The sequence below is a fragment of the Aeromicrobium sp. Leaf350 genome (assembly GCF_916858655.1).
Lineage (GTDB): Bacteria > Actinomycetota > Actinomycetes > Propionibacteriales > Nocardioidaceae > Aeromicrobium.
The window spans coordinates 415,954-441,280 of record NZ_CAKASL010000003.1 but is presented as its reverse complement, the minus strand read 5'-3'; the positions used below and the strand labels follow the sequence as shown (position 1 = coordinate 441,280).

24 protein-coding genes are annotated in these 25,327 nt (G+C 71.2%); 4 read left to right on the top strand and 20 right to left on the bottom strand.

Annotation, left to right across the window (positions count from 1 at the left end; translation table 11 throughout):
* Position 1 precedes the first annotated feature (1 nt).
* Positions 2-772 carry an ABC transporter ATP-binding protein gene (locus LO931_RS15735; RefSeq protein ID WP_229054788.1) on the top strand — a complete coding sequence of 257 codons (771 nt, stop codon included), beginning with the start codon at positions 2-4 and terminating at the stop codon, positions 770-772.
* Between the two features lie 119 nt (positions 773-891).
* Here the strand turns inward: LO931_RS15735 and LO931_RS15730 are convergent, their stop codons facing one another.
* The 4 genes from LO931_RS15730 to mshA form a co-directional block, all read right to left on the bottom strand.
* Positions 892-2,343: an aspartate aminotransferase family protein gene (locus LO931_RS15730; protein WP_229054787.1), complete on the bottom strand. Its 1,452-nt coding sequence runs from the start codon at positions 2,341-2,343 to the stop codon at positions 892-894.
* On the bottom strand, positions 2,330-3,673 hold the full coding sequence (locus LO931_RS15725) for an MFS transporter (RefSeq protein WP_229054786.1): 1,344 nt from the start codon (positions 3,671-3,673) through the stop codon (positions 2,330-2,332). Before LO931_RS15725 ends, LO931_RS15730 begins: the two co-directional genes overlap by 14 nt.
* A 123-nt stretch (positions 3,674-3,796) precedes the next feature.
* Positions 3,797-4,297: a YbjN domain-containing protein gene (locus tag LO931_RS15720; protein WP_229054785.1), complete on the bottom strand. Its 501-nt coding sequence runs from the start codon at positions 4,295-4,297 to the stop codon at positions 3,797-3,799.
* The gene (mshA, locus tag LO931_RS15715; RefSeq protein WP_370636150.1) at positions 4,284-5,540 is read right to left on the bottom strand and encodes a D-inositol-3-phosphate glycosyltransferase; all 1,257 of its coding nucleotides are present in this window, start codon (positions 5,538-5,540) and stop codon (positions 4,284-4,286) included. Before mshA ends, LO931_RS15720 begins: the two co-directional genes overlap by 14 nt.
* Before the next feature lie 75 nt (positions 5,541-5,615).
* On the opposite strand from mshA, the gene LO931_RS15710 reads away from it, so the two are divergent.
* Entirely contained in the window at positions 5,616-6,119 is a 504-nt protein-coding gene (locus LO931_RS15710; protein WP_229054784.1) for a septum formation family protein, read from the top strand.
* Between the two features lie 43 nt (positions 6,120-6,162).
* Positions 6,163-6,921: an SDR family NAD(P)-dependent oxidoreductase gene (locus LO931_RS15705; RefSeq protein WP_229054783.1), complete on the top strand. Its 759-nt coding sequence runs from the start codon at positions 6,163-6,165 to the stop codon at positions 6,919-6,921.
* A 112-nt stretch (positions 6,922-7,033) separates the two neighbouring features.
* Here the strand turns inward: LO931_RS15705 and LO931_RS15700 are convergent, their stop codons facing one another.
* Complete coding sequence (locus LO931_RS15700) at positions 7,034-7,762, bottom strand: TIGR02206 family membrane protein (protein WP_229054782.1); 729 nt, start codon at positions 7,760-7,762, stop codon at positions 7,034-7,036.
* An 88-nt stretch (positions 7,763-7,850) separates the two neighbouring features.
* On the opposite strand from LO931_RS15700, the gene rarD reads away from it, so the two are divergent.
* Complete coding sequence (gene rarD / locus LO931_RS15695) at positions 7,851-8,765, top strand: EamA family transporter RarD (protein ID WP_229054781.1); 915 nt, start codon at positions 7,851-7,853, stop codon at positions 8,763-8,765.
* Between the two features lie 80 nt (positions 8,766-8,845).
* Here the strand turns inward: rarD and LO931_RS15690 are convergent, their stop codons facing one another.
* From LO931_RS15690 to LO931_RS15620, 15 genes are all read right to left on the bottom strand, one after another.
* Entirely contained in the window at positions 8,846-9,865 is a 1,020-nt protein-coding gene (locus LO931_RS15690) for a polyprenyl synthetase family protein (protein WP_304523525.1), read from the bottom strand.
* A gap of 38 nt (positions 9,866-9,903) precedes the next feature.
* On the bottom strand, positions 9,904-11,412 hold the full coding sequence (gene nuoN, locus LO931_RS15685; protein ID WP_229054780.1) for an NADH-quinone oxidoreductase subunit NuoN: 1,509 nt from the start codon (positions 11,410-11,412) through the stop codon (positions 9,904-9,906).
* Positions 11,409-12,887, bottom strand: coding sequence for an NADH-quinone oxidoreductase subunit M (locus LO931_RS15680; RefSeq protein ID WP_229054779.1), 1,479 nt, complete (start codon positions 12,885-12,887; stop codon positions 11,409-11,411). The genes nuoN and LO931_RS15680 overlap by 4 nt, the downstream gene beginning before the upstream one ends.
* Positions 12,884-14,764, bottom strand: coding sequence for an NADH-quinone oxidoreductase subunit L (nuoL, locus tag LO931_RS15675; RefSeq protein ID WP_229054778.1), 1,881 nt, complete (start codon positions 14,762-14,764; stop codon positions 12,884-12,886). The genes LO931_RS15680 and nuoL overlap by 4 nt, the downstream gene beginning before the upstream one ends.
* Positions 14,761-15,030: an NADH-quinone oxidoreductase subunit NuoK gene (gene nuoK, locus LO931_RS15670; RefSeq protein WP_229055155.1), complete on the bottom strand. Its 270-nt coding sequence runs from the start codon at positions 15,028-15,030 to the stop codon at positions 14,761-14,763. Before nuoK ends, nuoL begins: the two co-directional genes overlap by 4 nt.
* Positions 15,031-15,046: 16 nt before the next feature.
* Positions 15,047-15,907, bottom strand: coding sequence for an NADH-quinone oxidoreductase subunit J (locus LO931_RS15665; RefSeq protein WP_229054777.1), 861 nt, complete (start codon positions 15,905-15,907; stop codon positions 15,047-15,049).
* Positions 15,904-16,461 carry an NADH-quinone oxidoreductase subunit NuoI gene (nuoI, locus tag LO931_RS15660; protein WP_229054776.1) on the bottom strand — a complete coding sequence of 186 codons (558 nt, stop codon included), beginning with the start codon at positions 16,459-16,461 and terminating at the stop codon, positions 15,904-15,906. The genes LO931_RS15665 and nuoI overlap by 4 nt, the downstream gene beginning before the upstream one ends.
* A 76-nt stretch (positions 16,462-16,537) precedes the next feature.
* Positions 16,538-17,764, bottom strand: coding sequence for an NADH-quinone oxidoreductase subunit NuoH (nuoH, locus tag LO931_RS15655; RefSeq protein WP_229054775.1), 1,227 nt, complete (start codon positions 17,762-17,764; stop codon positions 16,538-16,540).
* A complete protein-coding gene (locus LO931_RS15650; RefSeq protein ID WP_229054774.1) occupies positions 17,761-20,172 on the bottom strand; it encodes an NADH-quinone oxidoreductase subunit G in 2,412 nt (803 codons plus the stop codon). Before LO931_RS15650 ends, nuoH begins: the two co-directional genes overlap by 4 nt.
* Complete coding sequence (nuoF, locus tag LO931_RS15645) at positions 20,169-21,479, bottom strand: NADH-quinone oxidoreductase subunit NuoF (protein ID WP_229054773.1); 1,311 nt, start codon at positions 21,477-21,479, stop codon at positions 20,169-20,171. Before nuoF ends, LO931_RS15650 begins: the two co-directional genes overlap by 4 nt.
* Positions 21,472-22,317 (bottom strand): NADH-quinone oxidoreductase subunit NuoE, encoded by an 846-nt coding sequence (nuoE, locus tag LO931_RS15640; RefSeq protein ID WP_229054772.1) that lies wholly within the window; start codon positions 22,315-22,317, stop codon positions 21,472-21,474. Before nuoE ends, nuoF begins: the two co-directional genes overlap by 8 nt.
* Positions 22,314-23,648, bottom strand: a complete 1,335-nt coding sequence (locus LO931_RS15635; protein ID WP_229054771.1) for an NADH-quinone oxidoreductase subunit D — start codon at positions 23,646-23,648, stop codon at positions 22,314-22,316. Before LO931_RS15635 ends, nuoE begins: the two co-directional genes overlap by 4 nt.
* A complete protein-coding gene (locus tag LO931_RS15630) occupies positions 23,648-24,346 on the bottom strand; it encodes an NADH-quinone oxidoreductase subunit C (protein ID WP_304523518.1) in 699 nt (232 codons plus the stop codon). The genes LO931_RS15635 and LO931_RS15630 overlap by 1 nt, the downstream gene beginning before the upstream one ends.
* Positions 24,343-24,897, bottom strand: coding sequence for an NADH-quinone oxidoreductase subunit B family protein (locus LO931_RS15625; RefSeq protein ID WP_229054770.1), 555 nt, complete (start codon positions 24,895-24,897; stop codon positions 24,343-24,345). The genes LO931_RS15630 and LO931_RS15625 overlap by 4 nt, the downstream gene beginning before the upstream one ends.
* Positions 24,897-25,256, bottom strand: coding sequence for an NADH-quinone oxidoreductase subunit A (locus LO931_RS15620; RefSeq protein WP_229054769.1), 360 nt, complete (start codon positions 25,254-25,256; stop codon positions 24,897-24,899). The genes LO931_RS15625 and LO931_RS15620 overlap by 1 nt, the downstream gene beginning before the upstream one ends.
* Between the last annotated feature and the right edge of the window lie 71 nt (positions 25,257-25,327).

Sequence of the window (25,327 nt, the reverse complement as noted above, 5' to 3'; positions counted from 1 at the left end):
CATGACCCAGCACGAGGTCGTCGTCGCGGGACTGGAGCACGAGTTCCGGTCCCGCGGCGGCGCCGTGCGAGCGCTCGACCGCATCGACCTGACGATCGCGCCCGGCGAGCTCGTCACGCTCGCAGGGCCCTCCGGCTGCGGCAAGAGCACGCTGCTCCGCATCCTCGCGGGGCTCACCCAGCCGACGACCGGCACGGTCCACGTCGGCGCGGACCCGGTCACCGCGCCCGGCGCCGACCGCGGCGTGGTGTTCCAGCGACCGACGCTCTACCCGTGGCTCGACGTCCGCGCCAACGTCGAGATCGGCCTCAAGCTGCGCGGCGTGCCGAAGGACGAGCGTCGCGCGATCGCCGAGCGCCAGCTCGAGGTCGTCGGCCTGGCCGATGCCGCCGACCGCCGGCCGTACGAGCTCTCCGGCGGCATGCAGCAGCGCGCCCAGATCGCCCGCGTGCTCGCGAACGACCCCGACATCATCCTGATGGACGAGCCGTTCGGGGCCCTCGACGCCCTGACGCGCGAGAAGCTGCAGGCCGAGCTGCTGGACCTGTGGCGACGCACCGGCAAGACGATCCTGTTCATCACCCACAGCGTCGACGAGGCCGTGTACCTCGGGTCGCGGGTGCTGGTCATGAGCCCCCGGCCGGGACGCATCGTCTTCGACGAGCCGGCCCGGTTCGTGCGGGGCGGCGAGCTCGTGCCGACCGACGAGGTGCGCACCCTCGCGGAGTTCACCGACCTGACGACCCGCGTCCGCGAGGCCATCAACCACTAGACCTCGGAATGCCCTTCGAGGCCCCTCGTTCCTCGTCGCACCTCAGGGCCCGGAAACCTGATCGCCCCTTGAGGTGCGAGGAACGAGCCTCGAGAGGGGCACCTCGACCAGCGGGTGGTTCAGCGCGTCAGGTGGTCGAGGAAGGCCACCAGCAGGGCCTCGCGGAGGCGCGGCGGTGCGACGTCGAGGAGGGCGTTGACCGGAGCCATCTGCGCCGGAGCCTCGACGGCTCCTCCCTCGCCCGCGAGCCCGGCGACCTGCAGCAGTCCGGCGAACGCCGCGTCGTCGAGCGTGGCGGGGTCGATCGCCTCGGCGGCAGCGCGCAGCCCCTCGTCGACCTGGATCGGCCCGCGCTCGACGGCCGCGGTCACCGCACCGACGAGCGCGACGAGGAAGTCCGGCACCGAGGCCGCCGTGGCGGCCGACAGGCTCACGTGGAGCGTCGCGGGCGAGCCCTCGAAGCCCATCTGCGGCTGCACGAACCAGCCCTGCTCGAGCATCAGGTCGCTGATCGTGAACACGTCGCAGGTGTCGTCGGCCGCGATCGCGACCAGGGTCGAGTCCGGTGCCACGACGACGCTCAGGTGGTCGATCTGCTCGACTCCTGCGACGACGGCCGCGGTCCCCACGAGCGCGGTGTCGACGAGGCGCGCGTACCCGTCCGCACCGAAGTACCGCACGACGGCCCACGCGGCGGCGAGCGGACCGCCCGACTTCGTGGACTGCACCGTCGAGTTGAGCATCGTGTAGCCGGGCCAGTCGGCGCTCGCGAAGAACTGGTCGCGCCGCAGCTCGGGCGTCGCGTGCAGGAGCAGCGAGACGCCCTTCGGCGCGTAGGCGTACTTGTGGAGGTCGGCCGAGATGCTCGTGACGCCCTCGACGGCGAAGTCCCAGGCAGGTGCACCGGGCGCCCAGGGCAGCACCCAGCCTCCGATGCAGGCGTCGACGTGGAACCGGAGCCCCCGCTCCCGTGCGAGCGCCGCGATCTCCTCGATCGGGTCGATCACCCCGTGGGCGTACGACGGGGCCGAGGCGGCGACCAGCACGACCCGCCCGGCGTACCGGTCGAGCTCGGCAGCCATCGCCTCCGGATCGGCTCGGTAGGTCGTCGGGTCGACGGGCACGGTCACGCGCTCCACGCCGAAGTAGTGCGCGGCCTTGTGGAAGGCGGCGTGGATCGTGGTCGGCACGACCATGACCGGGCGCTCGACGGCCGCCGCGTCGCGTGCCGTCTTGACCGCCAGCAGGATCGACTCGGTGCCGCCGGACGTCGCCGAGCCCACGACCTGGTCGGAGCCGTGGAGCACGCGCCGCGCGAAGGCGACGAGGTCGGTCTCCATCCGGAGCAGGCTGGGGAACGCCGTGGGATCGAGACCGTTGGTGGAGCCGTACATCGCGAGCGCCTGACGGCCGAGCTCGTCGGCCTCGGCGACGCCCGAGTCGTACACGTAGGCGAGGGTGCGTCCGCCGTGCGTCGGCAGGTCACTGGCGCGGAGCGCCTCCAGCTCGGCCAGGACGGAGGACGCCGGCAGTGGGGTCGGACCCGGGGCGGCGTGTTCAGGCAGGGTCACGGGTCCTGATCTCCTCGTCGAGTCGGTAGCCCCGCAGGGCGAGCAGGCTGGCCGCGGTGATGAGCGCCGGCAGAACGGTGAAGCCGAGACGGATCGCGAGCTCCGCGCCGTCCGACTGAGTGACGTCGACGTCGGCCGACGACGACACGTAGCCGCCGGCAGCCAGCACCACCGCGAACACCGCGGGGCCGAGGGCGAGACCGAGGGTCTCCCCCGCGGTCCACACGCCGGTGAACACGCCGACGCGGTTCTCGCCCGTCCGAGCGGCGTCACGAGCGGCGACGTCGGGCAGCATCGCCATCGGGAAGACCTGGGCCCCCGCGTAGCCGACGCCGACGACCGCGGCACCGCCGTAGGCCAGCGCGGGCACGGCCGGCAGCGCCGCCGCGATCACGAGCATCCCGGCCACCATGAGCACCGTCGACACGACGTACCCCGAACGCTTGGTCCGGGTGCGTGCGTACCTCTCCCAGAGTGGCGTCACGAGCAGCGCGGGCCCGACGAAGGCGGCGAACAGGATCGTCGCGGCGGCGGTGCGGTCGAGCACGTCGTCGGCGACGTAGGCCACTCCCGCGAGCATCGTGCCGATGCCGAGCGCCTGCAGCACGAAGGTCAGCAGAAGGGGCCGGAAGTCGGCCGAGCCCCCCACGAGCCGCAGCTGGTCGCGGAAGCTGCCGCTCGGCGTCTCCACCCGGTGCTCGGGAGCACCCCGCGTGCCCCACCACGCGCCGACGACACCGACCACGAGGATGACCGCGACGTAGACCCCCATGAGCCGGTACCCCGCTGGGGAGTCCTGGCCGACGGCGTCGACGACCATCGGCGCGGTCGCGCCCGACAGCAGGATCGCGACCGCGAGGATCGCCACGCGCCAGGTCATCAGGCGCGTGCGCTCGTCGTAGTCGAGGGTCAGCTCGGCGGGCATCGCGACGTACGGGACCTGGAAGAACGCGTACGCCGTCGCGCACAGAAGGAAGGTGACGACGACCCAGGCCGCCGCGAGACCCGTCGGCTCGCTGGGCCCGGCGAACATCAACGCGAAGAAGAAGGCCAGCGCGAGGCCGCCACGCAGCAGGAACGGCCGACGCCGTCCGGAGGGGTGCGTGCTGCGGTCGCTGATGCGACCGGCCACCGGGTTGAGCAGCACGTCCCAGGCCTTGGGCAGGAACACGATGACACCGGCGAGCACCGCGGCGACGCCCAGCGTGTCGGTCAGGTACGGCAGCAGGAGCAGCCCCGGGACGGTGCCGAACGTGCCGGTCGCGACGCTGCCGAGCCCGTACCCACGCCGCACCCGCGCCGCGAGCGGAGCCGGGGTCACGTCCGTCATGCCCGTCAGGCTAGGCCAGGCCGGGGGCGTCCGGGGCAGCATCCCGCCCCTTGAGGTGAGACGAGGAACGAGGAGCCTCGAAAGGGGTACCGCCACCCACCGAGTCGCCACCGACCCCGGCGGTCAGTTGGGGCTGGAGTCCTCGGGCTTCGGACGGAGGTGGGTGAAGGCGTCGAGGTTGCGCGTGGACTCCCCGCGGGACTCGCGCCACGCCCACTCCTTGCGGATCGAGGAGGCGAAGCCGAGCTCGAGGATCGTGTTGAACGACTCGTCGGAGTACGTCAGCACTGCGCCTAGCAGCCGGTCGACCTCGTCGGCGGTGACCGCGTCGAGCGGGATGCGCCCGTCGAGGTAGATGTCACCGGCGGAGTCGACGGCGAACGCGACCCCGAACATCTTGAGGTTGCGCTCGAGCAGCCACCGGTAGACGACCTCGTGGTTCTCGTCGGGTCGCCGCGCGACGAACGCGTGGATGCCGAGGGCGTGCTTGCCCACCTCGAGCCGCACGTTGGTCTTGAGCTTGCGCTCACCCGGGAGGTCGACCTCGAACACGCCGGGGCTGTGCTCGACGTGCTCGATCTCGGAGTCGGTGAGGGCCTGGGCGATGACGTCACGTGCGGACATGGAGGGAACCTTCCCGAGCGGCGGCATAGGACTCCAGGGTGCGGGCCGCCGTGGTGTCCCAGCCGAACCCTTCGGCGTGCAGGACGGCCTTCGCACCCATCGCGTCGCGCAGGCCCCGGTCGACGAGCAGGGGGCGCAGCGCGGCGGCGTAATCGGCCGGGTCCTGCCGGTCGACCAGCAGCCCGCTGACCCCGTCGGAGACCGCGGTCGGCAGACCGCCGACGCGGGCCGCGACCACGGGGGTGCCGCACGCCTGCGCCTCGATCGCGACCAGCCCGAAGGACTCGTTGTGCGACGGCACGCAGACGACCGTGGCCGCGGCGTACCAGTCGGCGAGCACGTCCTGCGGCACGGTGGGGACGAAGCGGACCAGGTCGTCCAGCCCCAGGGTGTGGGTCAGCTCGGCGAGCGCCGTCGGCCGGTCGAGACCCGAGCCGGAGGCGCCGCCGACGACGGCGACCTGGAGGCGGGAGCGCAGCGACGGGTCGTCGGCGACGAGGCGGGCCGCGGCCGCCACGACGAGGTCCGGCGCCTTGAGCGGCTGGATGCGTCCGGCGAACAGGACGAGCGCGGCGTCCGGGTCGATGCCCAGGCGGGCCCGCGCCTCGGCCTGGCGGCCCGAACGGAACCGGGCGAGGTCGACGCCCGGGTGGATGACGTCGACCCGGGCCGGGTCGGCGTCGTAGAGGTCGACGAGCTGGGAGCGCTCGTCGTCGGTGTTCGCCACGAGACGGTCGGCGAGGCGCACGATCTCCTCCTCGCCCCAGACACGACCACGCGGCTCGGGGGCGTCACCCTCCGCGAGGCGGGCGTTCTTGACCTTCGCCATGGTGTGCATCGAGTGCACGAGCGGGATGCCCCAGCGCTCGCGGACCACGGTGCCGACCTGGCCCGAGAGCCAGTAGTGCGAGTGCACGAGGTCGAAGTAGTGCGGGCCGTGCTCGGCCTCGACCCGCAGGACGTCGCGGACGAAGGCGCAGAGCTGGGCCGGCAGGTCCTCCTTGCGCAGCCCCTCGAACGGGCCGGCGGCGACGTGACGCACCGTGATGCCGGGGGCGACCTCGGCGAAGGGCTCCTGGTGGCGCGACGTCGCACGGGTGAACAGCTCGACCTCGACGCCGAGCGCGGCGAGCCGTCGCGACAGCTCCAGCACGTAGACGTTCATGCCGCCGGCGTCACCGTCGCCGGGCTGGGCCAGGGGCGAGGTGTGGGCCGACAGCATCGCCACCCGTCGAACACTCACCTCCCCATCATCGCTCACACCTGGCAATCGGCGAATCGCCACCTCCCTGACCTGTGCGTCGCCTACGATTCCGCCATGACGACATCTCGCCGCCTGCTGACGCTGGCCGCCATCGCCTTCTCCGGCCTCATCCTGTCCGCCTGCTCCGACACCGCCACCGAGACCCAGCGCGACGAGGAGGGCTCGGTCACCGAGCGCAACGACGACGCGAGCGTCTTCGAGATCCAGGTGGGCGACTGCTACAACTTCCCGGACGAGTCGGCCAACTCGACCGAGGTCGAGACCCTTTCGGCCCTTCCGTGCGACCAGCCGCACCAGGCCGAGGCGTACCACGAGGTCGAGATCGACGGCGACGACTTCCCGGGCGCACCCGCGGTCGAGGAGCAGGCCGACGCCGCCTGCCTCGACGCCTTCGAGCCCTTCGTCGGCGCGCCGTACGACACCTCGGTGCTCGACTTCACCTACCTCGCCCCCACCGAGGCCTCGTGGGAGCAGCTCGACGACCGTCTGGTCTCGTGCCTGATCGTCGACACCGAGAACCCCGAGGTCACGGGCTCGCTGCAGGGCGCTGCTCGCTGACCCCCTCGATCCGCTGCGGGCCCCGGCGCGCGACGATGGACGCATGACGAACATGCGAACCGCCGTCGTGACCGGGGCCAGTAGCGGGATCGGCGCCGCGACCGCCCGTGAGCTCGCCGCTGCGGGCTTCCACGTCTACTGCGCGGCCCGGCGGCTCGACCGCCTCGAGTCCCTCGCTGCCGAGATCGGTGGCACCGCCGTCAGCTGCGACGTGACCGACGCCGCCGACGTCGCCCGGCTCGCCGAGACGGTGGGCGACACGCTCGACGTGCTCGTCAACAACGCCGGAGGCGCCCTCGGCGTCGACCCCGTCGCGGAGTCCGACGTCGACCAGTGGCGCCGGATGTACGAGATCAACGTGATCGGCACGGTGCAGGTCACCTCCGCCCTCGTGCCGGCGCTCGACGCGAGCGGTGCGGGAACGGTGGTCAACATCGGCTCGACCGCCGGGCACTGGGTCTACGAGGGCGGCGGCGGGTACGTCGCCGCCAAGCACGCCGTCGCGGCGGCCACCGAGACGCTCCGCCTGGAGCTCAACGGGCGCCCGATCCGCGTCACCGAGATCGCTCCCGGCATGGTGCACACCGAGGAGTTCTCCCTCGTGCGGCTCGGTTCGCAGGAGCGGGCCGACGCGGTCTACGACGGCGTCGAGGACCCGCTCACGGCCGCGGACATCGCGCAGACGATCGGCTGGGTCGTGGGCCGGCCGCCGCACGTCAACGTCGACCTGCTGGTCGTGCGCCCCCTGGCCCAGGCGAGCAACAAGAAGGTCCACCGCGGCCCCCTCCTGCGCCGCCCCTGACCCCGGGCGGTGACTTAGGGACGTGTCACGCGGGTGGGCGGTGAGATAGGGACGTGTGCGGGGTCCCCACACGTCTCTAGCTCACCGCCCGGAGGCCGAACACGTCGGTAACTCACCGCCCGGGGGCGGGAGAGGTCTCTGGCTCACCGCTCCGGGGGTGGCGGAGGGCCCAGGGCAGCACGAGCAGCGCCCAGACGACCGTCAGCACCACGATCTCGACCGCCACGTACCAGGGCCACTCCGGCAGCAGGTCGAGCGCCGAGGCCCGCTGCGGCTTGCGGTTGACGTAGCCGTAGTTGGTGCCGGCGGCGACGTTGAAGGCGTAGACCCCGACGAGCCACACGAGCGTCGCCGCGACCGCCCGCCGGTAGGTGCGCCAGGTCGGCCCGATCCCGAGGCCGGGCACCAGCCAGAACCCCGCCCAGATGATCAGCACGTGCATCGCCCAGAACATCAGGAACCGCGGCTCGGGGAACGGCGACGACAGGTCCGGCGTCAGCATGCCCTGCATCGTCAGGGTCAGGCCCCACAGCCACGTGATCGTCGCGGTGGTGCGGTTGCCGGTCCAGAGCGCGTGCACCGCGACCATCCAGGCGAGGTCGCACAGCTGCAGCGGCAGCGAGGTGTTCAGGTTCCACTCGTCGGGCGTGAACTGCAGGACCTGCAGCGGGATCGTGACGGCGGCGACGGCCACCGCCCCCGCGCGTGAGGCCGCGGCGGCAGCGGGAGTGCCGCGTCGCGCCCGCCCCGCGAGCACCACCGCGACGATGCCGATCGCGAAGATCGCCAGCACCGCCAGGTGCGAGGTGTCGTACGCCTCGAAGTCGTCGGCCGCGATCATGCCCGCAGGCTAGCCCGCCGAGACGTCGCTCGGGGGTCAACCGTCATCCGGTTGCACGATGCGACCTCACCGGGTGTTGACTGCTCTCGTGGCGGAGGAGACGAAGGAGCGCACGGGCGGCATCGCCTACGGCGTGGCGGCGTACCTGTTCTGGGGCTTCATGCCGTTGTACTGGCCGCTGCTGGATCCCGCGGATCCGCTGGAGGCGCTCGCCCACCGCGTCGTCTGGTCGCTCGTGTTCGTCGGGCTGCTGCTGACCGTGACCCGGCGCTGGGGGTCGTTCCTGGAGATCCTGCGACAGCCGCGCCTCGTGGTGCTGCTGTTCCTCGCGTCGGTCGTCATCGCGGTCAACTGGGGCGCCTTCATCTACGGCGTCACGAACGACCGGGTCATCGAGACCTCGCTGGGCTACTTCATCAACCCCCTCGTCACGGTGCTGGTCGGCGTGTTCGTGCTGGGCGAGAACCTGCGCCGGCTGCAGTGGACGGCGGTCGCGATCGGCTTCGTCGCCGTCGTGATCCTGACGGTCGACTACGGCCGGCTGCCCCTCGTGGCCCTCGCCGTGGCCTTCTCGTTCGCGGCGTACGGCTTCCTGAAGAAGAAGGTCGACCTCGGCACGATCGAGACCCTCGGCGTCGAGACGCTGCTGCTCTCGCCGTTCGCGCTCGCGTTCCTCGTGTGGCTCGGCGTGCAGGGATCACTCGCGTTCGGCCACGCGGGCACGGGCAACGCGCTGCTGCTCGCGGGCACCGGCGTCGTGACCGCGATCCCGCTGCTGCTGTTCGGCGCGGCCGCCACGCGCCTCAAGCTCTCGACGATCGGGCTCCTGCAGTACCTCGGACCCGCCCTGCAGTTCGTGCTGGGCCTGCTGGTGTTCGACGAGGCCATGACCGGCCCTCGGTGGGCGGGCTTCGGCCTCGTCTGGCTCGCCCTCGCGCTCTTCACGACCGACGCCCTGCGCAACCGCAAGCGCCCCGTCCCGGTCGAGCCCGTCCCCGTCTGAGGACGCCACCGAGAATTGCGCCGAGATGTGCGTGACTGCGCCGCGCAAAGCGCACGACTCGGCGCAAATCTGGGAGAGGGTCAGCCCAGGCGGGTGGCGACGGCGTCGCAGAGCTGCTCGAGCGCGGCGCGGGCCGGGATGTCGGGCAGCGAGTGCAGGAGGGCGCGAGCGGCGTCGGCCTCGGCGTGGACGTAGGCGCGCGCCTCGTCCATCGCGGGATGGGCCCTTAGCGCCACGAGGGCCTCGGCGTGCTCGTCGTCGTCGACGAGCGGCTTGGACAGCAGCTCACGCAGGCGCGCGTCGGCCGGGTCGGACGACTGCAGCGCCAGCAGCACCGGGAGCGTGGGCACTCCCTCGCGCAGGTCGGTGCCGGGGGTCTTGCCCGACTCCCCCGTCTCGCTGGCGATGTCGATGATGTCGTCGCGCAGCTGGAAGGCGGCGCCGATGCGCTCGCCGAACTCGGTCAGCGCCCGCTCGACCTCCACCGGAGCCGCCGCCATCATGGCGCCGAAGCGCGCCGCGGTGGCGATCAGCGAGCCGGTCTTGTCGGCGACGACCTCGAGGTAGTGCTTGAGCGGATCGGACTCGCCGGGGCCGATCGTCTCGCGGATCTGGCCGTGCACCAGCCGGGAGAAGGTGCGGGCCTGGATGCGGACGGCCTCGGGACCGAGGGACGCGACGATCTCGGAGGCCTGCGCGAACAGGAAGTCACCGACCAGGATGGCGAGCGTGTTGTCCCAGCGCGCGTTGGCGCTGAGCGCACCGCGGCGCTTGTCGGCCTCGTCCATGACGTCGTCGTGGTACAGCGTGGCCAGGTGGGTCAGCTCGACCACGACGGCCGACGGCACGACCCCCGGGGCGGCGGGGTCGCCGAACTCGGCAGCCAGCGTGACGAGCAGCGGCCGGAAGCGCTTGCCGCCCGCGCGGAGCAGGTGCGTCGCGGCCTCGGCGACGAACGGCTCGTCGCTGTGCGCGGCGTCGGCCAGCTGACGCTCGATCTCCGAGACCCCCGCGAGGATGCGCGCCTCCAGGGCCGGGTCCTCGACCGTGACGGGCAGCGCGGACGACGGGGTCGGCCCTGAGCCTGCTGGCTGCCCCACGGTCGTCACGGCGCCTCCTGGTCGGTCGAGGGCACCCGTCAAGGGATCAGGGAGCCCGTTTGCTGCACCAACTCAAGCACAGGGCCCGGAGCGATGCCGAGGATCACCGTACCGACGGCTGCCACCACCACGACCGCGGTGGTGATCTTCGCGCCCGAGGCGACCGCGAGACCGTCGGGATCGGTGAAGAACATCACGGTGATCATGCGGACGTAGAAGAATGCGGCCATCGCGCTGACGAGCACGCCGAGGACCACGACGGGCCAGTAGCCGGCCCGTCCCGCCTCGACGAACACCGACAGCTTGCCGATGAAGCCACCGGTCAACGGGATGCCCGCGAACGACAGCATGAAGACCGCGAAGCTGACGCCCAGGACGGGGTTCTGTCGTCCGAGTCCGGCCCAGCGGGTCGTCGCCGTCGCCTCGCCGCCGGCGTCGCGCACCAGCATCACGACCGCGAAGGCGCCGATCGAGGCCAGGCCGTACGTCACGAGGTAGAACAGCACGGCGGAGGCGTCGCTGCCGCCGAGGACACCGGTCAGCAGGAAGCCCGCGTGGGCGACCGAGGAGTACGCCAACATCCGCTTGACGTCGCTCTGGGCGATCGCGAACAGCGAGCCGACCAGCATCGTCAGGCCCGCGACGACCGCCACGGTCGGCTGCCAGTCGACCTCGGTCGAGGCGAACAGCACGCGCATCAGGGCCACGAAGGCCGCCGCCTTGGTGCCCGCCGACATGAACGCCGTGACCGGGGTCGGTGCCCCGACGTAGACGTCGGGGGTCCAGGCGTGGAACGGCACCGCGCCGACCTTGAACAGCAGGCCGACGGCCATCAGACCCACCGCGGCGATCCGCAGCTCGGTGTCGTCGTGGACCTCACCCAGCGCGCCGATCGCGAACGAGCCGGAGTAGCCGTACGCCAGGGCGACGCCGTACAGGAAGAACGCCGAGCTGAACGCGCCGAGCACGAAGTACTTGAGCGCGGCCTCCTGGCTGACGAGGCGCCGCCGGCGGGCGATGCCGCACAGCAGGTACAGCGGCAGGCTCAGGACCTCGAGCGCGACGAACATCGTGAGCAGGTCCGAGCTCGCGGCGAACATCATCATGCCGAGGAGCGCGAACAGGGCCAGCGGGAAGATCTCGGTGTGCTCGACGCGGAAGCGGATCGCCTCGGCCTCGTCGGGCGATCCCGGCCGGTCGGCGGCGCGACCGGTGAAGGCGCTGAGCCCGGCGTCGAGCGTGCGGTCGGCGAACAGCAGCACACCCAGCAGCCCGAAGACCGCGAGCATCATCCACGTGATGACGCCCGCCTCGTCGGCGACGATCGTGCGACCGGGCTCGTCGGTGACGCCCAGGTCGCCCGCCACGTAGACGGCGATGCTCGCGCCGAGGGCGGCCAGGCTGGCGCCGGCCGCCAGGCCGGTCTGCACGACGAAGCGTGGGCCCCGCGGGCAGAACGCCTCCACGAGCACGCCCAGCAGGGCCGCCGCCGCGACGATCAGCAGCGGTGAGAGCAGGGCGAAGTCGAGCTCCGGAGCCGGGATCACGGGAGACCTCCCAGGACGACGGCCACGGCCGGGTTGACCAGGTCGAGCAGCGGCTGCGGGAACAGCCCCAGCCCGACGATGACGACGACGAGCGGCGAGAGGGCCGCGACCTCACGGGCGGTCAGGTCGGTGACGACCTTCGCCTGATCGGTGAGGGGCCCGGTCATCGTGCGTTGGTACAGCACGAGCACGTAGACCGCGGCGAGCACGATGCCGAGCGTGGCGACGACCGCGAGCGGGACGTTGACCGTGAACGTGCCCGCGAGCACCAGGAACTCGCTCACGAACGGCGCGAGGCCCGGGAGCGACAGGCTCGACAGGCCCGCGACGAGCAGGACGCCCGACATCACGGGGGCGATCTTCTGCACGCCGCCGAAGGCGGAGATCTCCGCCGAGCCGCGACGGCTGATCATGATGCCGGTCACGAGGAACAGCGCCGCGGTCGAGAGACCGTGGTTGAACATGTAGAGCACCGAGCCCGTCGTCGACGTCTGCGTGAACGCGAAGATGCCGAGGATGATGAAGCCGAAGTGCGAGACCGACGTGTAGGCGACGAGCCTGCGGATGTCGGTGGAGCCGATCGCCGCCAGCGCCCCGTAGACGATGCTCACGACAGCCAGCGCCATGATCGTCGGCGAGGCCCAGTCGGCGGCGCCCGGGAAGAGCTCGAGCCCCCACCGGATCATGCCGAACGTGCCGACCTTGTCGATCACGCTGACCATCAGCACCGAGGTCGCCGGCGTGGCGGACGCCGCGGCCTCCGGCAACCACGTGTGGAAGGGCCACAGCGGTGCCTTGACGGCGAACGCCGCCATGAAGCCGAGGAAGAGCAGCCGCTCCGTGGTCTCGTCCATCGGGATGCTGGCCAGGTCGGCGAGGCGGTAGCTGGCCTCCCCCGCGTCGGACGACACGACGTACAGCCCGACGATCGCGGCCAGCATCAGCAGGCCGCCGAGCAGGTTGTAGAGCAGGAACGTGACGGCGGCCTTCTGCCGGCCGGGCCCGCCGTAGCTGCCGATCAGGAAGTAGATCGGCACCAGCGTCGCCTCGAAGGCGACGTAGAACAGGAAGGCGTCGGTGGCGGTGAAGACCAGGATCGCCAGGCCCTCGAGCACCAGCATCCAGGCGACGTACGAGTTCGCGCTGCGGTTGCCGGGCAGCTCGTCGCGGTAGGCCGCGAGGATCACGACGGGCGTCAGCACCACGGTCAGCAGCACGAGCGTCAGCCCGATGCCGTTGAGCCCGACGGAGTAGAACGCGCCCAGGGGCTCGATCCAGGAGTGCTCCTCGACCATCTGGTAGCCGCCGGAGCCGACGTCGAAGCGGGCGGCGGCCACGAGGGCCACCGCGAGCGCGACGAGGCTGACGCCGAGGGCCACGTGACGTGCCAGGAGCTGCTGGGAGCGCGTGCCGCGCGGCAGCAGGGTGACGAGGAGGGCGCCGACGACCGGCACCGCGGCGAGCAGGGTGATCATCGCCAGATCACCACCAGCAGGGCCAGGGTCAGCGCGAGCGCACCGACGAACACCCCGAGCGCGTAGGAGCGGACGAAGCCGTTCTGCCAGGCGCGCATGCTGCTGGCACCCTCACCGATCAGGCCCACGGCGCCGGTGATGGCGCGGTGGAACCCGTGCTGGTCGAAGCGGGCGATGCCACGGGCCAGGGTCATGGTGGGCCTCACCGCGACCCACTCGTTGACGGTGTCGCCGTACAGGTCGTTGCGGGCGAACCGGGTCAGGAACGAGACCTTCTCGGGCGTCTCGCCCGCGACCTCGCGCCGGCCGTAGGTGAACCAGGCCAGGGCGACCCCCACGGCCACCACGACGGTCACCAGCGCGGAGACCGCGATGGGCGGCCACTCGGCGCCGAGGATCACGACGTGCTCGTGCTCGGTGTGGCCGACGACCGGCTCGAGCCAGTCGGTGATCCAGTCGCCCAGCAGCAGGATGCCGCCGAGCACCGACGCCGCGGCCAGCACCATGAGCGGCACCGTCATGACGCGGGGCGACTCGTGCGGGTGCACCTCGTCCTTCCAGCGCTTCTGGCCGGCGAAGGTCATGGCCATGAGCCGGGTCATGTAGAACGCCGTGATGCCGGCGCCGAGGACCGTCGCCAGACCGATCCAGACGTTGTGCGCGAGTGCGGCCTCGATGATCTTGTCCTTGCTGAAGAAGCCCGAGAACCCCGGGAAGCCGATGATCGCGAGATAGCCCAGGCCGAAGGTGGCGAACGTGACGGGCAGGGCCGTGCGCAGGGCGCCGTAGTGCCGCATGTTCACGTCGTCGTCCATCGCGTGCATGACCGAGCCGGCCCCCAGGAACATGTTGGCCTTGAAGAAGCCGTGCGTGACGAGGTGGAAGATCGCGAAGGCGTAGCCCGCGGGACCGAGTCCGGCGGCGAGCATCATGTAGCCGATCTGGCTCATCGTGGAGCCGGCCAGCGCCTTCTTGATGTCGTCCTTCGCGCAACCGATGATCGCACCGGCGATCAGGGTCACGAGCCCCACGACCACCACCGCGGTGCGCGCGGTCTCGGAGGCGTCGAAGATCGCGTTGCTGCGCACCACGAGGTAGACGCCTGCCGTGACCATCGTGGCCGCGTGGATCAGGGCCGAGACCGGCGTCGGGCCCTCCATCGCGTCGAGCAGCCAGCTCTGCAGCGGCACCTGGGCGGACTTGCCGCACGCGCCGAGCAGGAGCAGGAGGCCGAGCGCCGTGATGGTGCTGGCCGCGGTGCCGGCCACCGAGTCGCCGACCGCGGCGATCTCGGTCGTGCCGAACTCCTTGAACATCAGCATGATCGCCAGCGCCATGCCGATGTCGCCCACGCGGTTGACGACGAACGCCTTCTTGGCGGCGGCAGCGGCAGTGGGCTTGTGCTGCCAGAACCCGATCAGCAGGTACGACGCCAGGCCCACGCCCTCCCAGCCGAGGAACAGCACGAGGTAGTCGCCCGCGAGCACCAGCACGAGCATGGCCGCGACGAAGAGGTTGAGGAACGCGAAGAACCGGCGGCGCCGCTCGTCGTGCTCCATGTAACCGATCGAGTAGACGTGGATCAGCGTGCCGACGCCCGTGATGAGCAGCACGAAGAGGGCCGCCAGGGGGTCATAGACGAACGACATCTCGACGTGGAAGTCGCCCGTGGAGATCCAGGTGAACAGCGTGTCCGTCACGGTGCGGTCGTCGTGGTCGCGACCCAGCAGCCGGACGAAGAGCACCACGCCCCAGACGAACGACGCGGCCGAGGCGGCGGTCGCGATGAGGTGCCCGAACCGGTCGGACTCCTTGCCCCACGTCAGCAGCAGCGCGGCCCCCAGGGCGGGGAACGCGACGAGCAGCCAGACCATCATCCGCGCACCTGCCTGACCTCGTCGACGCTGATGGACCCCCGCGACCGGTGGATCGCGATGATGATCGCCAGGCCGACGACGACCTCGGCCGCCGCGACGACCATGACGAAGAAGGCGGCGAGCTGGCCGTCGAGGTTGCCGTGCTCGCGGGCGAAGGCGACGAACGCCAGGTTGGTCGCGTTGAGCATGAGCTCGACGCACATGAACACGATCAGCGCGTTGCGGCGCACGAGGACGCCCACGGCGCCGATCGTGAACAGGATCATCGACAGGCTGAGCAGGTCACTCACTCTGCTCTCCTTCCGCCCGTGGCCCGGAACCCCCGCCGGCTTCGCCGTCCGCCCGTGGCCCGGAACCCCCGCCGGCCTCGCCGTCCGCCCGTGGCCCGGAACCCCCGCCGGCCTCGCCGTTGCCCTCACCGAGTCCCGGCCCGGTGACGGGCGGGCGGATGACCTGGCCGCGCTTCACGAGGCTGCCGGGCACCGAGGACTCCAGCGGAGTGCCGTCGGGCAGCAGCGCGGGCACGTCGACCGCGTTGTGCCGGGCGTAGACGCCCGGGGTCGGCGCGTTGCCGGGGTGCTTGCCGTCGGCCCCGAAGTCACGCACCCGCTGCGCGGCGAGCTCGGCCTGGCTGGCCTTCGGGGTGAGGCGGTCCTGGTGCGCCAGCACCATCGCACCGAGCACCGCGGTCACGAGCAGGGCGGCCGTGAACTGGAAGGCCAGCACGTACGGACCGAACATCAGGGCCGCGAGGCCCTCGACGTTCTCGTCCTCGACGGCCGCGACCGGCGCCGAGAACCCGTTGGCCAGCACCTGGCCGACGCCGATCACGAGCATGACGCCGAACGCGAGACCCACGAACGAGGCGGCGACCCGCTGGCCGGGGATCGGGTCGGAGACGGCCTCCGGGCCGGACTCGACACCCACGAGCATCACGACGAACAGGAACAGCATCATGATGGCGCCGGTGTAGACGATGATCTGCACCGCGAACAGGAACGGCGCTCCGTTGGCGGCGTACAGGACCGCGAGGCCGATCATCACGACGGCCAGCGCCAGGGCGGCGTGCACCGCCTTGCGCGCGAAGAGCAGGCCCAGGGCGGCGATCACGATGATCGGCGCCACGACCCCAAAGGCCGTCACTCCTTCGTCCCCGTGTCGGCCTCGACGATCGGGAGGGTCTTTCCGCGGTAGTAGTCGTGGTGGTCGTCGCTGATCTGCATCGCGTGCGGCGGCTCGGTCATGCCGGGCAGCAGCGGGGCGAGCAGGTCGGACTTCTCGTAGATCAGTGCCTCGCGGTTGTCGTCGGCGAGCTCGTACTCGTTGGTCATCGTCAGCGCGCGCGTGGGGCACGCCTCGATGCACAGGCCGCAGAGGATGCAGCGCAGGTAGTTGATCTGGTAGACGCGGCCGTACCGCTCCCCCGGGCTGAAGCGACCCTCGCCGTTGGCCGACTCGTCGTTCGAGGCTCCCTCGACGTAGATCGCGTCGGCCGGGCACGCCCAGGCGCACAGCTCGCAGCCGACGCACTTCTCCAGGCCGTCGGGCCAGCGGTTGAGCTGGTGCCGACCGTGGAAGCGCGGCGCCGTGGGCACCTTCTCGAACGGGTACTGCTCCGTCACGACCTTCCTGAACATCGTGCGGAACGTGACGCCGAACCCGGCGACCGGGTCCCACAGGTTGCCCTTGATGCTCATCGCGACACCTCCATGAGGAAAGAACGGTATGGCGGCATCGCGATGAGGAGCCACCGGCTCGCTCGCTGGCGCTCGCTCATCGGGCACTCTCCTTCTCGGAGTCGTCGAACGGGAGCGGCACCGGGTAGCCGTCGGCGGCCGAGCCGGTGGCCGGGTCGGGCCGGTCCGGGGTGGGCTTGTCGCGGCGCAGGGCGATGAACGCGATCAGCAGCACCGCGACGGCGACGCCCGCCCAGTTCACGACGACCTCGTCGATCGAGCCCTCGTTCTGCAGCTTCCGCAGCACGATGACGACGAAGATCCAGGCCAGCGAGAACGGGATCAGGACCTTCCAGCCGAAGGCCATGAACTGGTCGTACCGCATGCGCGGCAGGGTGCCGCGGAGCCAGATGAACAGGAAGATGAAGAACAGCGTCTTGCCGAGGAACCACAGCACTGGCCAGTAGCCCTCGTTCGCGCCCTCCCAGACCTGGGCGATGCCGAACGGGGCCCGCCAGCCGCCGAGGAACAGCGTGGTCGCGAGCGCCGAGACCGTGACCATGTTGATGTACTCGGCCAGGAAGAACAGCGCGAACTTCAGCGAGCTGTACTCGGTGTGGAAGCCGCCGACGAGCTCGCCCTCGGCCTCCGGGAGGTCGAACGGGGCGCGGTTGGTCTCGCCGACCATCGAGATCAGGTACACCACGAACGACGGCAGCAGGGGCAGGAAGTACCAGAGGTCGGTCTGGGCCGAGACGATCTCCGAGGTCGACATCGAGCCGGCGTAGAGGAAGACCGTCACGAAGCTCAGGCCCATGGCCACCTCGTAGCTGATGACCTGGGCGCTCGAGCGCAGGCCGCCGAGCAGGGCGTAGGTCGAGCCGGACGACCAGCCGGCGAGCACGATGCCGTAGACGCCGATCGAGGTGACCGCGAGGACGTACAGCACCGCGACCGGCATGTCGGTCAGCTGCAGCGGCGTGACCGTGTCGGTGAACGGGATCGTGACCTCGGGCCCGAACGGGATGACCGACCACGCGAGGAACGCCGGGATCGTCGCGAGGATCGGGGCCAGGACGTAGACGACCTTGTCGGCCGCCTTGACGACGATGTCCTCCTTGAGCGCGAGCTTCACGCCGTCGGCGAGGCTCTGCAGCAGGCCGAAGGGACCGTGCACGTTGGGGCCCACGCGGTGCTGCATGCGGGCCACGACGCGGCGCTCGAGCCATATGTTGAACAGCGTGTAGACCACGAGGATCACGAAGATCAGCAGCGCCTTCAGCGCCACGACCCAGAAGGGCTCGTTCCCGAAGACGTCACTCATGCGTCGTCCCCGGATCCGGCGGTGGTGGTGCTGCCGTGGCCGAGGCCCAGCTCGCGCAGGTTCACGCCGTTGTTGCCCGGCACCCACACGACGTCGTCGGGGAGGTCGTCGACCACGGCCGGGAAGGCCGCGGAACCCCCGAGCACGACCGTGCCGCCGGCAGCGACGCCGAGGGACGACCAGGTGGCGGCGCTGGCGCGGGCCACCGGACGGCGGGCCGTGGCCTTGTACTCGGCCTGTCCGTCCTGACCGCGGCCGTCGTCGACGAGCTGGCGCCAGGTGGAGACGACCACGTGACCGGCCGGGGGGCGGGTCGGGGCCGCAGCCGCGGCCGACGGACCCTCGGGGTGCTGACCGTCCCAGCGCCCGACCGAGTCGTGGTCGGCGAGGGCGTCGGCCGTGGTGCGGAAGCCGATCGGGCGACCCATCTCCTCCGCGATGCCGGCGAGCACGCGGGTGTCGGTGACCGACCCCGGCTCGTGCAGCGCGGTGTCGAACGGCCGGCGACGGCCCTCCCAGGTCACGAACGTCCCGGACTTCTCGACGGGCGGGGCGACCGGGAGCACGACGTCGGCGTGGTCGGTGACCTCGCTGCGGCGCACCTCGAGGCTGATGACGACCTGGGCTCCGGCCAGGGCGGCGCGTGCACGGGCCGGATCGGGAAGGTCGCCGACCTCGACGCCGCCCACGACCAGACCCTGCAGCGCGTGGTCGGCGGCGTCGTCGACGATGCCCACGACGTCACGCCCGCGGATGCCGGGGATCCCGGCGACCTGCCAGGCGGCCGCCAGGTCGGCGCGCGCCTCGGCCTCGGTCACCGGACGAGCGCCGGGCAGGAGGTTGGGCAGCAGGCCGGCCTCGACCGCGGCGCGGTCGCCGGCACGTCGTGGCACCCAGGCGATGCGGGGGCCGTTCAGGGCCGCGACGGCCGAGAGGAGCCCGGGCACGAGGGCGGCACGCTCACCGACGAGGACGACGTCGCCGGCTCCGAGGTCGAGCGCTGCCAGGGCCTCGGTCTCGTGACCCGGCACGGCCGGGACGAGCTCGGCGGAGAGCTTCTCGCTGCCCCGGCTGCGATGGCTCGCGATCGTGACGACCTTCAGACCACGGGCCCGCACCGCCTTGCGCAGGCGCAGGAAGATGGCGGACGCCTCGTCCTCGGGCTCGAGCGCCACGAGCACCACGCGCCGAGTGCGTTCGAGGTCCGCGTAGGTGACGTCCAGGCCGCGACCGGCGACGTGGGCCGCGAGGAAGTCGGCCTCCTCCGGGCCCACCGCGCGGGAGCGGAAGTCGACGTCGTTGGTGCCGAGCGAGATGCGGGCGAAGGCCGACCAGGCGTGGGCGTCCTCGAGTGTCAGGCGACCGCCGGGCAGCACGCCCACGGATCCCCGGACGCCCTCGAGCAGCCTCCCGGCGACGGCCAGGGCGCCCGGCCACGACATGGGCTGGAGCTCACCGTTCTCGTCGCGGACCAGTGGCGTGCGGAGGCGATCGTCCTGACGGGTCCAGGTGAACGCGAAGCGGTCCTTGTCGCTGATCCACTCCTCGTTGACCTCCGGCTCATCACCGGCGAGGCGGCGCATCACCGCACCACGGCGGTGATCGATGCGGACGGCAGCGCCGCACGCGTCGTGCTCGGCGACGGACGGCACCGAGACGAGGTCGAAGGGGCGCGACCGGAAGCGGTAGTCGGCGCTGGTCAGGGCTCCGACGGGGCAGATCTGGATCGTGTTGCCGGAGAAGTAGGAGTGGAACGGCTCGGTACCGGTCGTGTCGTCGGAGCCGCGGTGGTCGGTGCTGGGCCCGACCCCGATCTGCTGGCTCGCGCCGCGCTCGACGAGGGCGATGAACGGGTCGCCCGCGATCTGGTCGGAGAACCGCGTGCACCGGGCGCACAGGACGCAGCGCTCGCGGTCGAGCAGGACCTGCGCCGAGACCGGCACGGGCTTCGCGAAGGTGCGCTTCGTCTCGTGGAAGCGCGACTCGCCGCGGCCGTGGCTCATGGCCTGGTTCTGCAGGGGGCACTCGCCGCCCTTGTCGCAGACGGGGCAGTCCAACGGGTGGTTGACGAGCAGGAACTCCAGGGTGCCGCGCTGCGCCGCGGCAGCGACCTCGGACGTGGCGTGCGTGCGCACGACCATGCCGGGAGCGACCTCGATCGTGCAGGAGGCCTGCGGCTTGGGGAACCCGCGGCCGTTGCCCGCGTCGGGCACGTCGACGAGGCACTGTCGGCACGCGCCGACCGGCTCCAGCAGCGGGTGGTCGCAGAAGCGCGGGATCTCGATGCCGAGCAGCTCGGCCGCGCGGATCACGAGCGTGCCCTTGGGGACGCTGATGCCCACGTCGTCGATCGTGACGGTCACCAGCTCGGCGGGAGCCTGTGCCTCAGGATTGGCCTCGAGCGTCATGCCGTCACCTCCGCGGCGAACAGGGTCGACGCTGCGGGCGGGAACAGCTCGCTCGACGGGGTGTGCATGCCGGCCTCGAACTCGTCGCGGAAGTGCTGGATGGCCGAGGTGATGGGGCTCGTGGCGCCGTCGCCGAGCGCGCAGAACGAGCGGCCGAGGATGTTGCCGCAGAGCTCCTGCAGCAGCTCGATGTCGCCGGTGCGCCCCTCGCCGGAGTCGAGGCGCCGCAGCACCTGGACGAGCCACCACGTGCCCTCGCGGCACGGGGTGCACTTGCCGCACGACTCGTGCTTGTAGAACTCGGTCCAGCGCAGCACGCAGCGCACGACCGACGTCGTCTGGTCGAAGACCTGCAGGGCCTTGGTGCCCAGCATCGAGCCGGCCGCGCCGACGCCCTCGTAGTCGAGCGGGACGTCGAGGTGCTCGGCGGTGAGGATGGGGGTGGACGACCCGCCCGGGGTCCAGAACTTGAGCTCCGAGCCGTCGCGCAGCCCGCCGCCGAGCTCGAGCAGCTCGCGCAGCGTGATGCCGAGCGGGGCCTCGTACTGCCCGGGGCGCTTCACGTGGCCGGAGAGCGAGTAGAGCGTGAAGCCCTTGCTCTTCTCGGTGCCCATGGAGCCGAACCACTCGATGCCGTGGTCGACGATCGCCGGGACCGAGGCGATCGACTCGACGTTGTTGATCACGGTGGGCGAGGCGTACAGCCCCGCGACGGCGGGGAACGGCGGCCGCAGCCGCGGCTGGCCGCGGCGGCCCTCGAGCGAGTCGAGCAGCGCCGTCTCCTCGCCGCAGATGTAGGCGCCGGCACCGGCGTGGACCACGAGCTCGAGGTTCTGGCCGGAGCCACCGATGTCGGTGCCGAGGTGGCCGGCCTCGTAGGCCTCGCGCACCGCCGCCCGCAGGCGCCGCACGACGTGCAGCACCTCACCGCGCACGTAGATGAAGGCCGTCTGCGCGCCGATCGCGCGCGAGGCGATGATGACGCCCTCGACCAGCGTGTGGGGGCTCGCCATCATGAGCGGGATGTCCTTGCAGGTGCCCGGCTCGGACTCGTCGGCGTTGACGACCAGGTAGGTCGGGTTGGGGTTGTCCTTCGGGATGAACGACCACTTCATGCCGGTGGGGAAGCCGGCGCCGCCACGGCCGCGCAGACCGGACTCCTTGACGAGCTCGATGAGGTCGGCCGGTGCCATCTCGAGCGCCTTGCCGAGCGCGCGGTAGCCACCGCGGGCGGTGTACGCCTCGAGGGTCCAGGCCCGGTCGTCGGCCCATCCCGCGCTCAGCACGGGTGTCAGCACGTCAGTCATCTCTGCCTTCTTCCGCCCGTGGCCCGGAACCCCCGCCGGAGCCGCCACCTTCCACGTCGACCTCGGACTCCTCGGCGACCGTCTCCGACTCGGCGCGCGACGTGTCGGCTCGCGCTGAAGCGCTCGCCTTGCTCGCGTCGGGGGCTTCGCCCGCGACGCTCGTCGTGGCTGGGTGGGAGCCGGCCTCGCTGCTCGGCGCCGACCAGCCACGCTCGTTCGCGATCTCGAGGCCCGCGAGCGAGGCCCCGGCGGCGGCCGGACCCTCGTCGGCCCGGCCGTCCTCGAAGCCCGCGAGCACGCGCTCGGCCTCGCGCCACGACGTGATGGTGGCGCCGCGAGGCGACGCGACCCCCTCGCCCGATCGCAGGCGGTCGACCAGGTCGACGGCGCTGCTCGGGTCCTGGCCGTCGAAGAACTCCCAGTTGACCATCACGACCGGCGCGAAGTCACAGGCCGCGTTGCACTCGACGCGCTCGAGGGTGACCTGGCCGTCGGAGGTCGTCTCGTCGTTGCCGACCTCGAGGTGCTCCGAGAGCCGCTCGAAGATCGCGTCGCCGCCCATCACGGCGCACAGCGTGTTGGTGCAGACGCCGACGTGGTGCCGGCCCATCGGGCGGCGCTTGTACATCGTGTAGAACGTCGCGACGCCCGAGACCTCGGCGGCCGTGAGGCCCAGCATCTCGGCGCAGGTCTCGATGCCGCCGGCGGTCACGTGCCCCTCGACCGACTGCAGCAGGTGCAGCATGGGCAGCAGCGCCGACCGCGGCTCCGGGTAACGCCCCATCAGCTGCCGCAGCTCGGCCAGCGTCGTGTCGTCGACACCGTGACTGTCGCTCATCGGTCGACACCGCCCATCACCGGGTCGATGCTCGCGATCGCGACGATGACGTCGGAGATCATGCTGCCCTCGCTCATGATCGAGGTGCCCTGGAGGTTGACGAAGGACGGGTCGCGGAAGTGCACGCGGTACGGGCGGGTGCCGCCGTCGGAGACCGCGTGGCAGCCGATCTCGCCGCGGGGCGACTCGACCGCCGCGTACACCTGCCCGGCCGGGACTCGGAAGCCCTCGGTCACGAGCTTGAAGTGGTGGATCAGCGCCTCCATCGACTCGCCCATGATGTGCGCGATGTGCTCCGGGGAGTTGCCCTGGCCGTCGGCGCCCACCGAGAGCTGCGCGGGCCAGGCGATCTTGCGGTCGGCGATCATGACCGGGTCGCCCTGGGAGGCCTCAAGACGGCTGAGCGCCTGCTCGACGATCTTCAAGGATTCCCACATCTCGTCCAGGCGAACGCGGAAGCGGCCGTAGGCGTCGGGCTCGTCCCACGTGACGACGTCGAAGTCGTAGGTGTCGTAGCCCCAGTAGGGCTGCGTGCGGCGGAGGTCCCAGTCATAGCCGGTGGCGCGGACGACCGGTCCGGTGAGGCCCAGCGCCAGCGCGCCCGCGAGCTCGAGGTGGCCCACGCCCTTGAGGCGTCGCTTGAAGATGGGGTTGGCGTTGCAGAGGGCCGCGTACTCCGGGAGCCGCTTCTTCAGAAGGGCGACCGTGTCGCGCACGCGCTGCAGGCCGTCGTCGGGGAGGTCCTGGGCGACGCCGCCGGGCCGGAAGTACGCATGGTTCATGCGCAGTCCGCTGATCGCCTCGAAGCAGTCCAGGATCAGCTCACGGTCGCGGAAGCCGCACGTCATGACGGTGAGGGCACCGATCTCCATGCCACCCGTGGCCAGGCAGACCAGGTGCGAGCTGATGCGGTTCAGCTCGAGCATCAGCACGCGGATGTCCATCGCGCGCTGCGGGACCTGGTCCTCGATCTGCAGGAGCTTCTCGACCGCCGCGACGTAGGCGGCCTCGTTGGAGAACGGCGCCACGTAGTCCATGCGGGTGCAGAAGGTGACCCCCTGCGTCCACGTGCGGTACTCCATGTTCTTCTCGATGCCCGTGTGCAGGTAGCCGATGCCAGCGCGGGCGTCGGTCACGGTCTCGCCGTCGATCTCGAGGACCAGGCGAAGCACGCCGTGGGTCGAGGGGTGCTGCGGGCCCATGTTGACGACGATGTGGTCGCTGTCGGCCAGGGAGGGGTCGATCGTGTCCCAGTCCTGGCCGGTGACGGTGAAGACGGGACCGTCGGTGGAGTCGGTCGTGCTCGCGTACGGGTCGGTCGTGGCGCTCATCAGCTGTACCTCCGCCGCTGGTCGGGGGCCGGGATCGTGGCGCCCTTGTACTCGACCGGGATGCCGCCCAGGGGGTAGTCCTTGCGCTGGGGGTGGCCGGGCCAGTCGTCGGGCATGAGGATGCGCGTGAGCCCGGGGTGGCCGTCGAAGACGATGCCGAACATGTCGTAGGTCTCGCGCTCGTGCCAGTCGGCCGTGGGGTACACGGGCACGATGCTGGGCAGGTGCGGATCGCCCTCGGGCACCGACACCTCGACCCGGATGCGACGGCGGAAGCTCATCGAGAGCAGGTGGATCGCGACGTGCAGCTCACGGCCGGTCTCGTTCGGGTAGTGCACGCCGGACAGCGACGAGCAGAGCTCGAAGCGGAGCGTCGGGTCGTCGCGCAGGTGGCGCACGGTCTCGAGCAGGTGCGAGCGGGCGATGTGGAAGGTGATCTCGCCGCGGTCGACGACGACCTTCTCGATCGCACCCGAGACGCCGTCCTCGAGGTGCTCGGCGACCTCGTCGAACCAGCCGCCGAACGGGGCGGTGCTGGCCGGCGGCATGACGATCGTGGTGTTGAGCCCGCCGAAGCCGCTGGTGTCGCCGGATCCGTGGACGCCGAAGGATCCCTCGCGGACGTCGATGACCTCGAACGGCTGCGCGCCGGCCGGCACGACCTCCTCGCCGGGGGTCTCGTCCTTCTCCGGAGTCACCTGAGCAGACCCTTCTGCACGAGGGTCGGGGTGGCGGAGAGGGCGACGGTCTCCTGCTCGCGGATCTCGAGCTCGCGGTTCACGCCGAGCTTGGTGTGCTGCACCTTGTCGTGGAGCTTCAGGACCGCGTCGATCAGCATCTCGGGCCGCGGCGGGCAGCCGGGCAGGTACATGTCGACCGGCACGACGTGGTCGACGCCCTGCACGATCGCGTAGTTGTTGAACATGCCGCCCGAGCTGGCGCAGACGCCCATCGCGAGCACGTACTTGGGCTCGGCCATCTGGTCGTAGATCTGGCGCAGGACCGGGGCCATCTTGTTGCTGACGCGGCCGGCGACGATCATCAGGTCGGCCTGGCGCGGGCTGGGGCGGAACACCTCCATGCCGAAGCGGGAGGAGTCGAAGCGCGGGGCGCCGAACGTCATCATCTCGATCGCGCAGCACGCCAGGCCGAACGTGGCCGGCCAGAACGACGCCTTGCGCATGTAGCCGGCCAGTCCCTCGACGGTCGACAGCAGGACTCCACTGGGGAGCTTCTCCTCAAGACCCATCAGGTCCACTCCATTCCACCGCGGCGCCACTCGTAGGCGTAGACGATCGTGAGGTTGACGAGGAAGAGCAGCACCGCGAGGACCGCGAACCACGTGAGCTGGTCGAACGCGACCGCGAACGGGTACAGGAAGACGATCTCGATGTCGAAGACGATGAACATCATCGCGGTGAAGAAGTACTTGACGCTGACCTTGCCGCCGCCCTCCGGCAGGGGGCTCGGCGAGATGCCGGACTCGTAGCGATCGAGCTTGGCGCGGTTGTAGCGGCGCGGGCCCGTCAGCGGGGCGATCGCGATGCTGAACACCGCGAATCCAGCCGCGAGGGCACCCAGCACCAGGATCGGGGTGTAGGCGTCCATCTCACCTCCCGCAGGGCATTCGGTCGGATGACTGAGGCGTTGTGATCCGCACCACAGCGCCACCGTGAGAC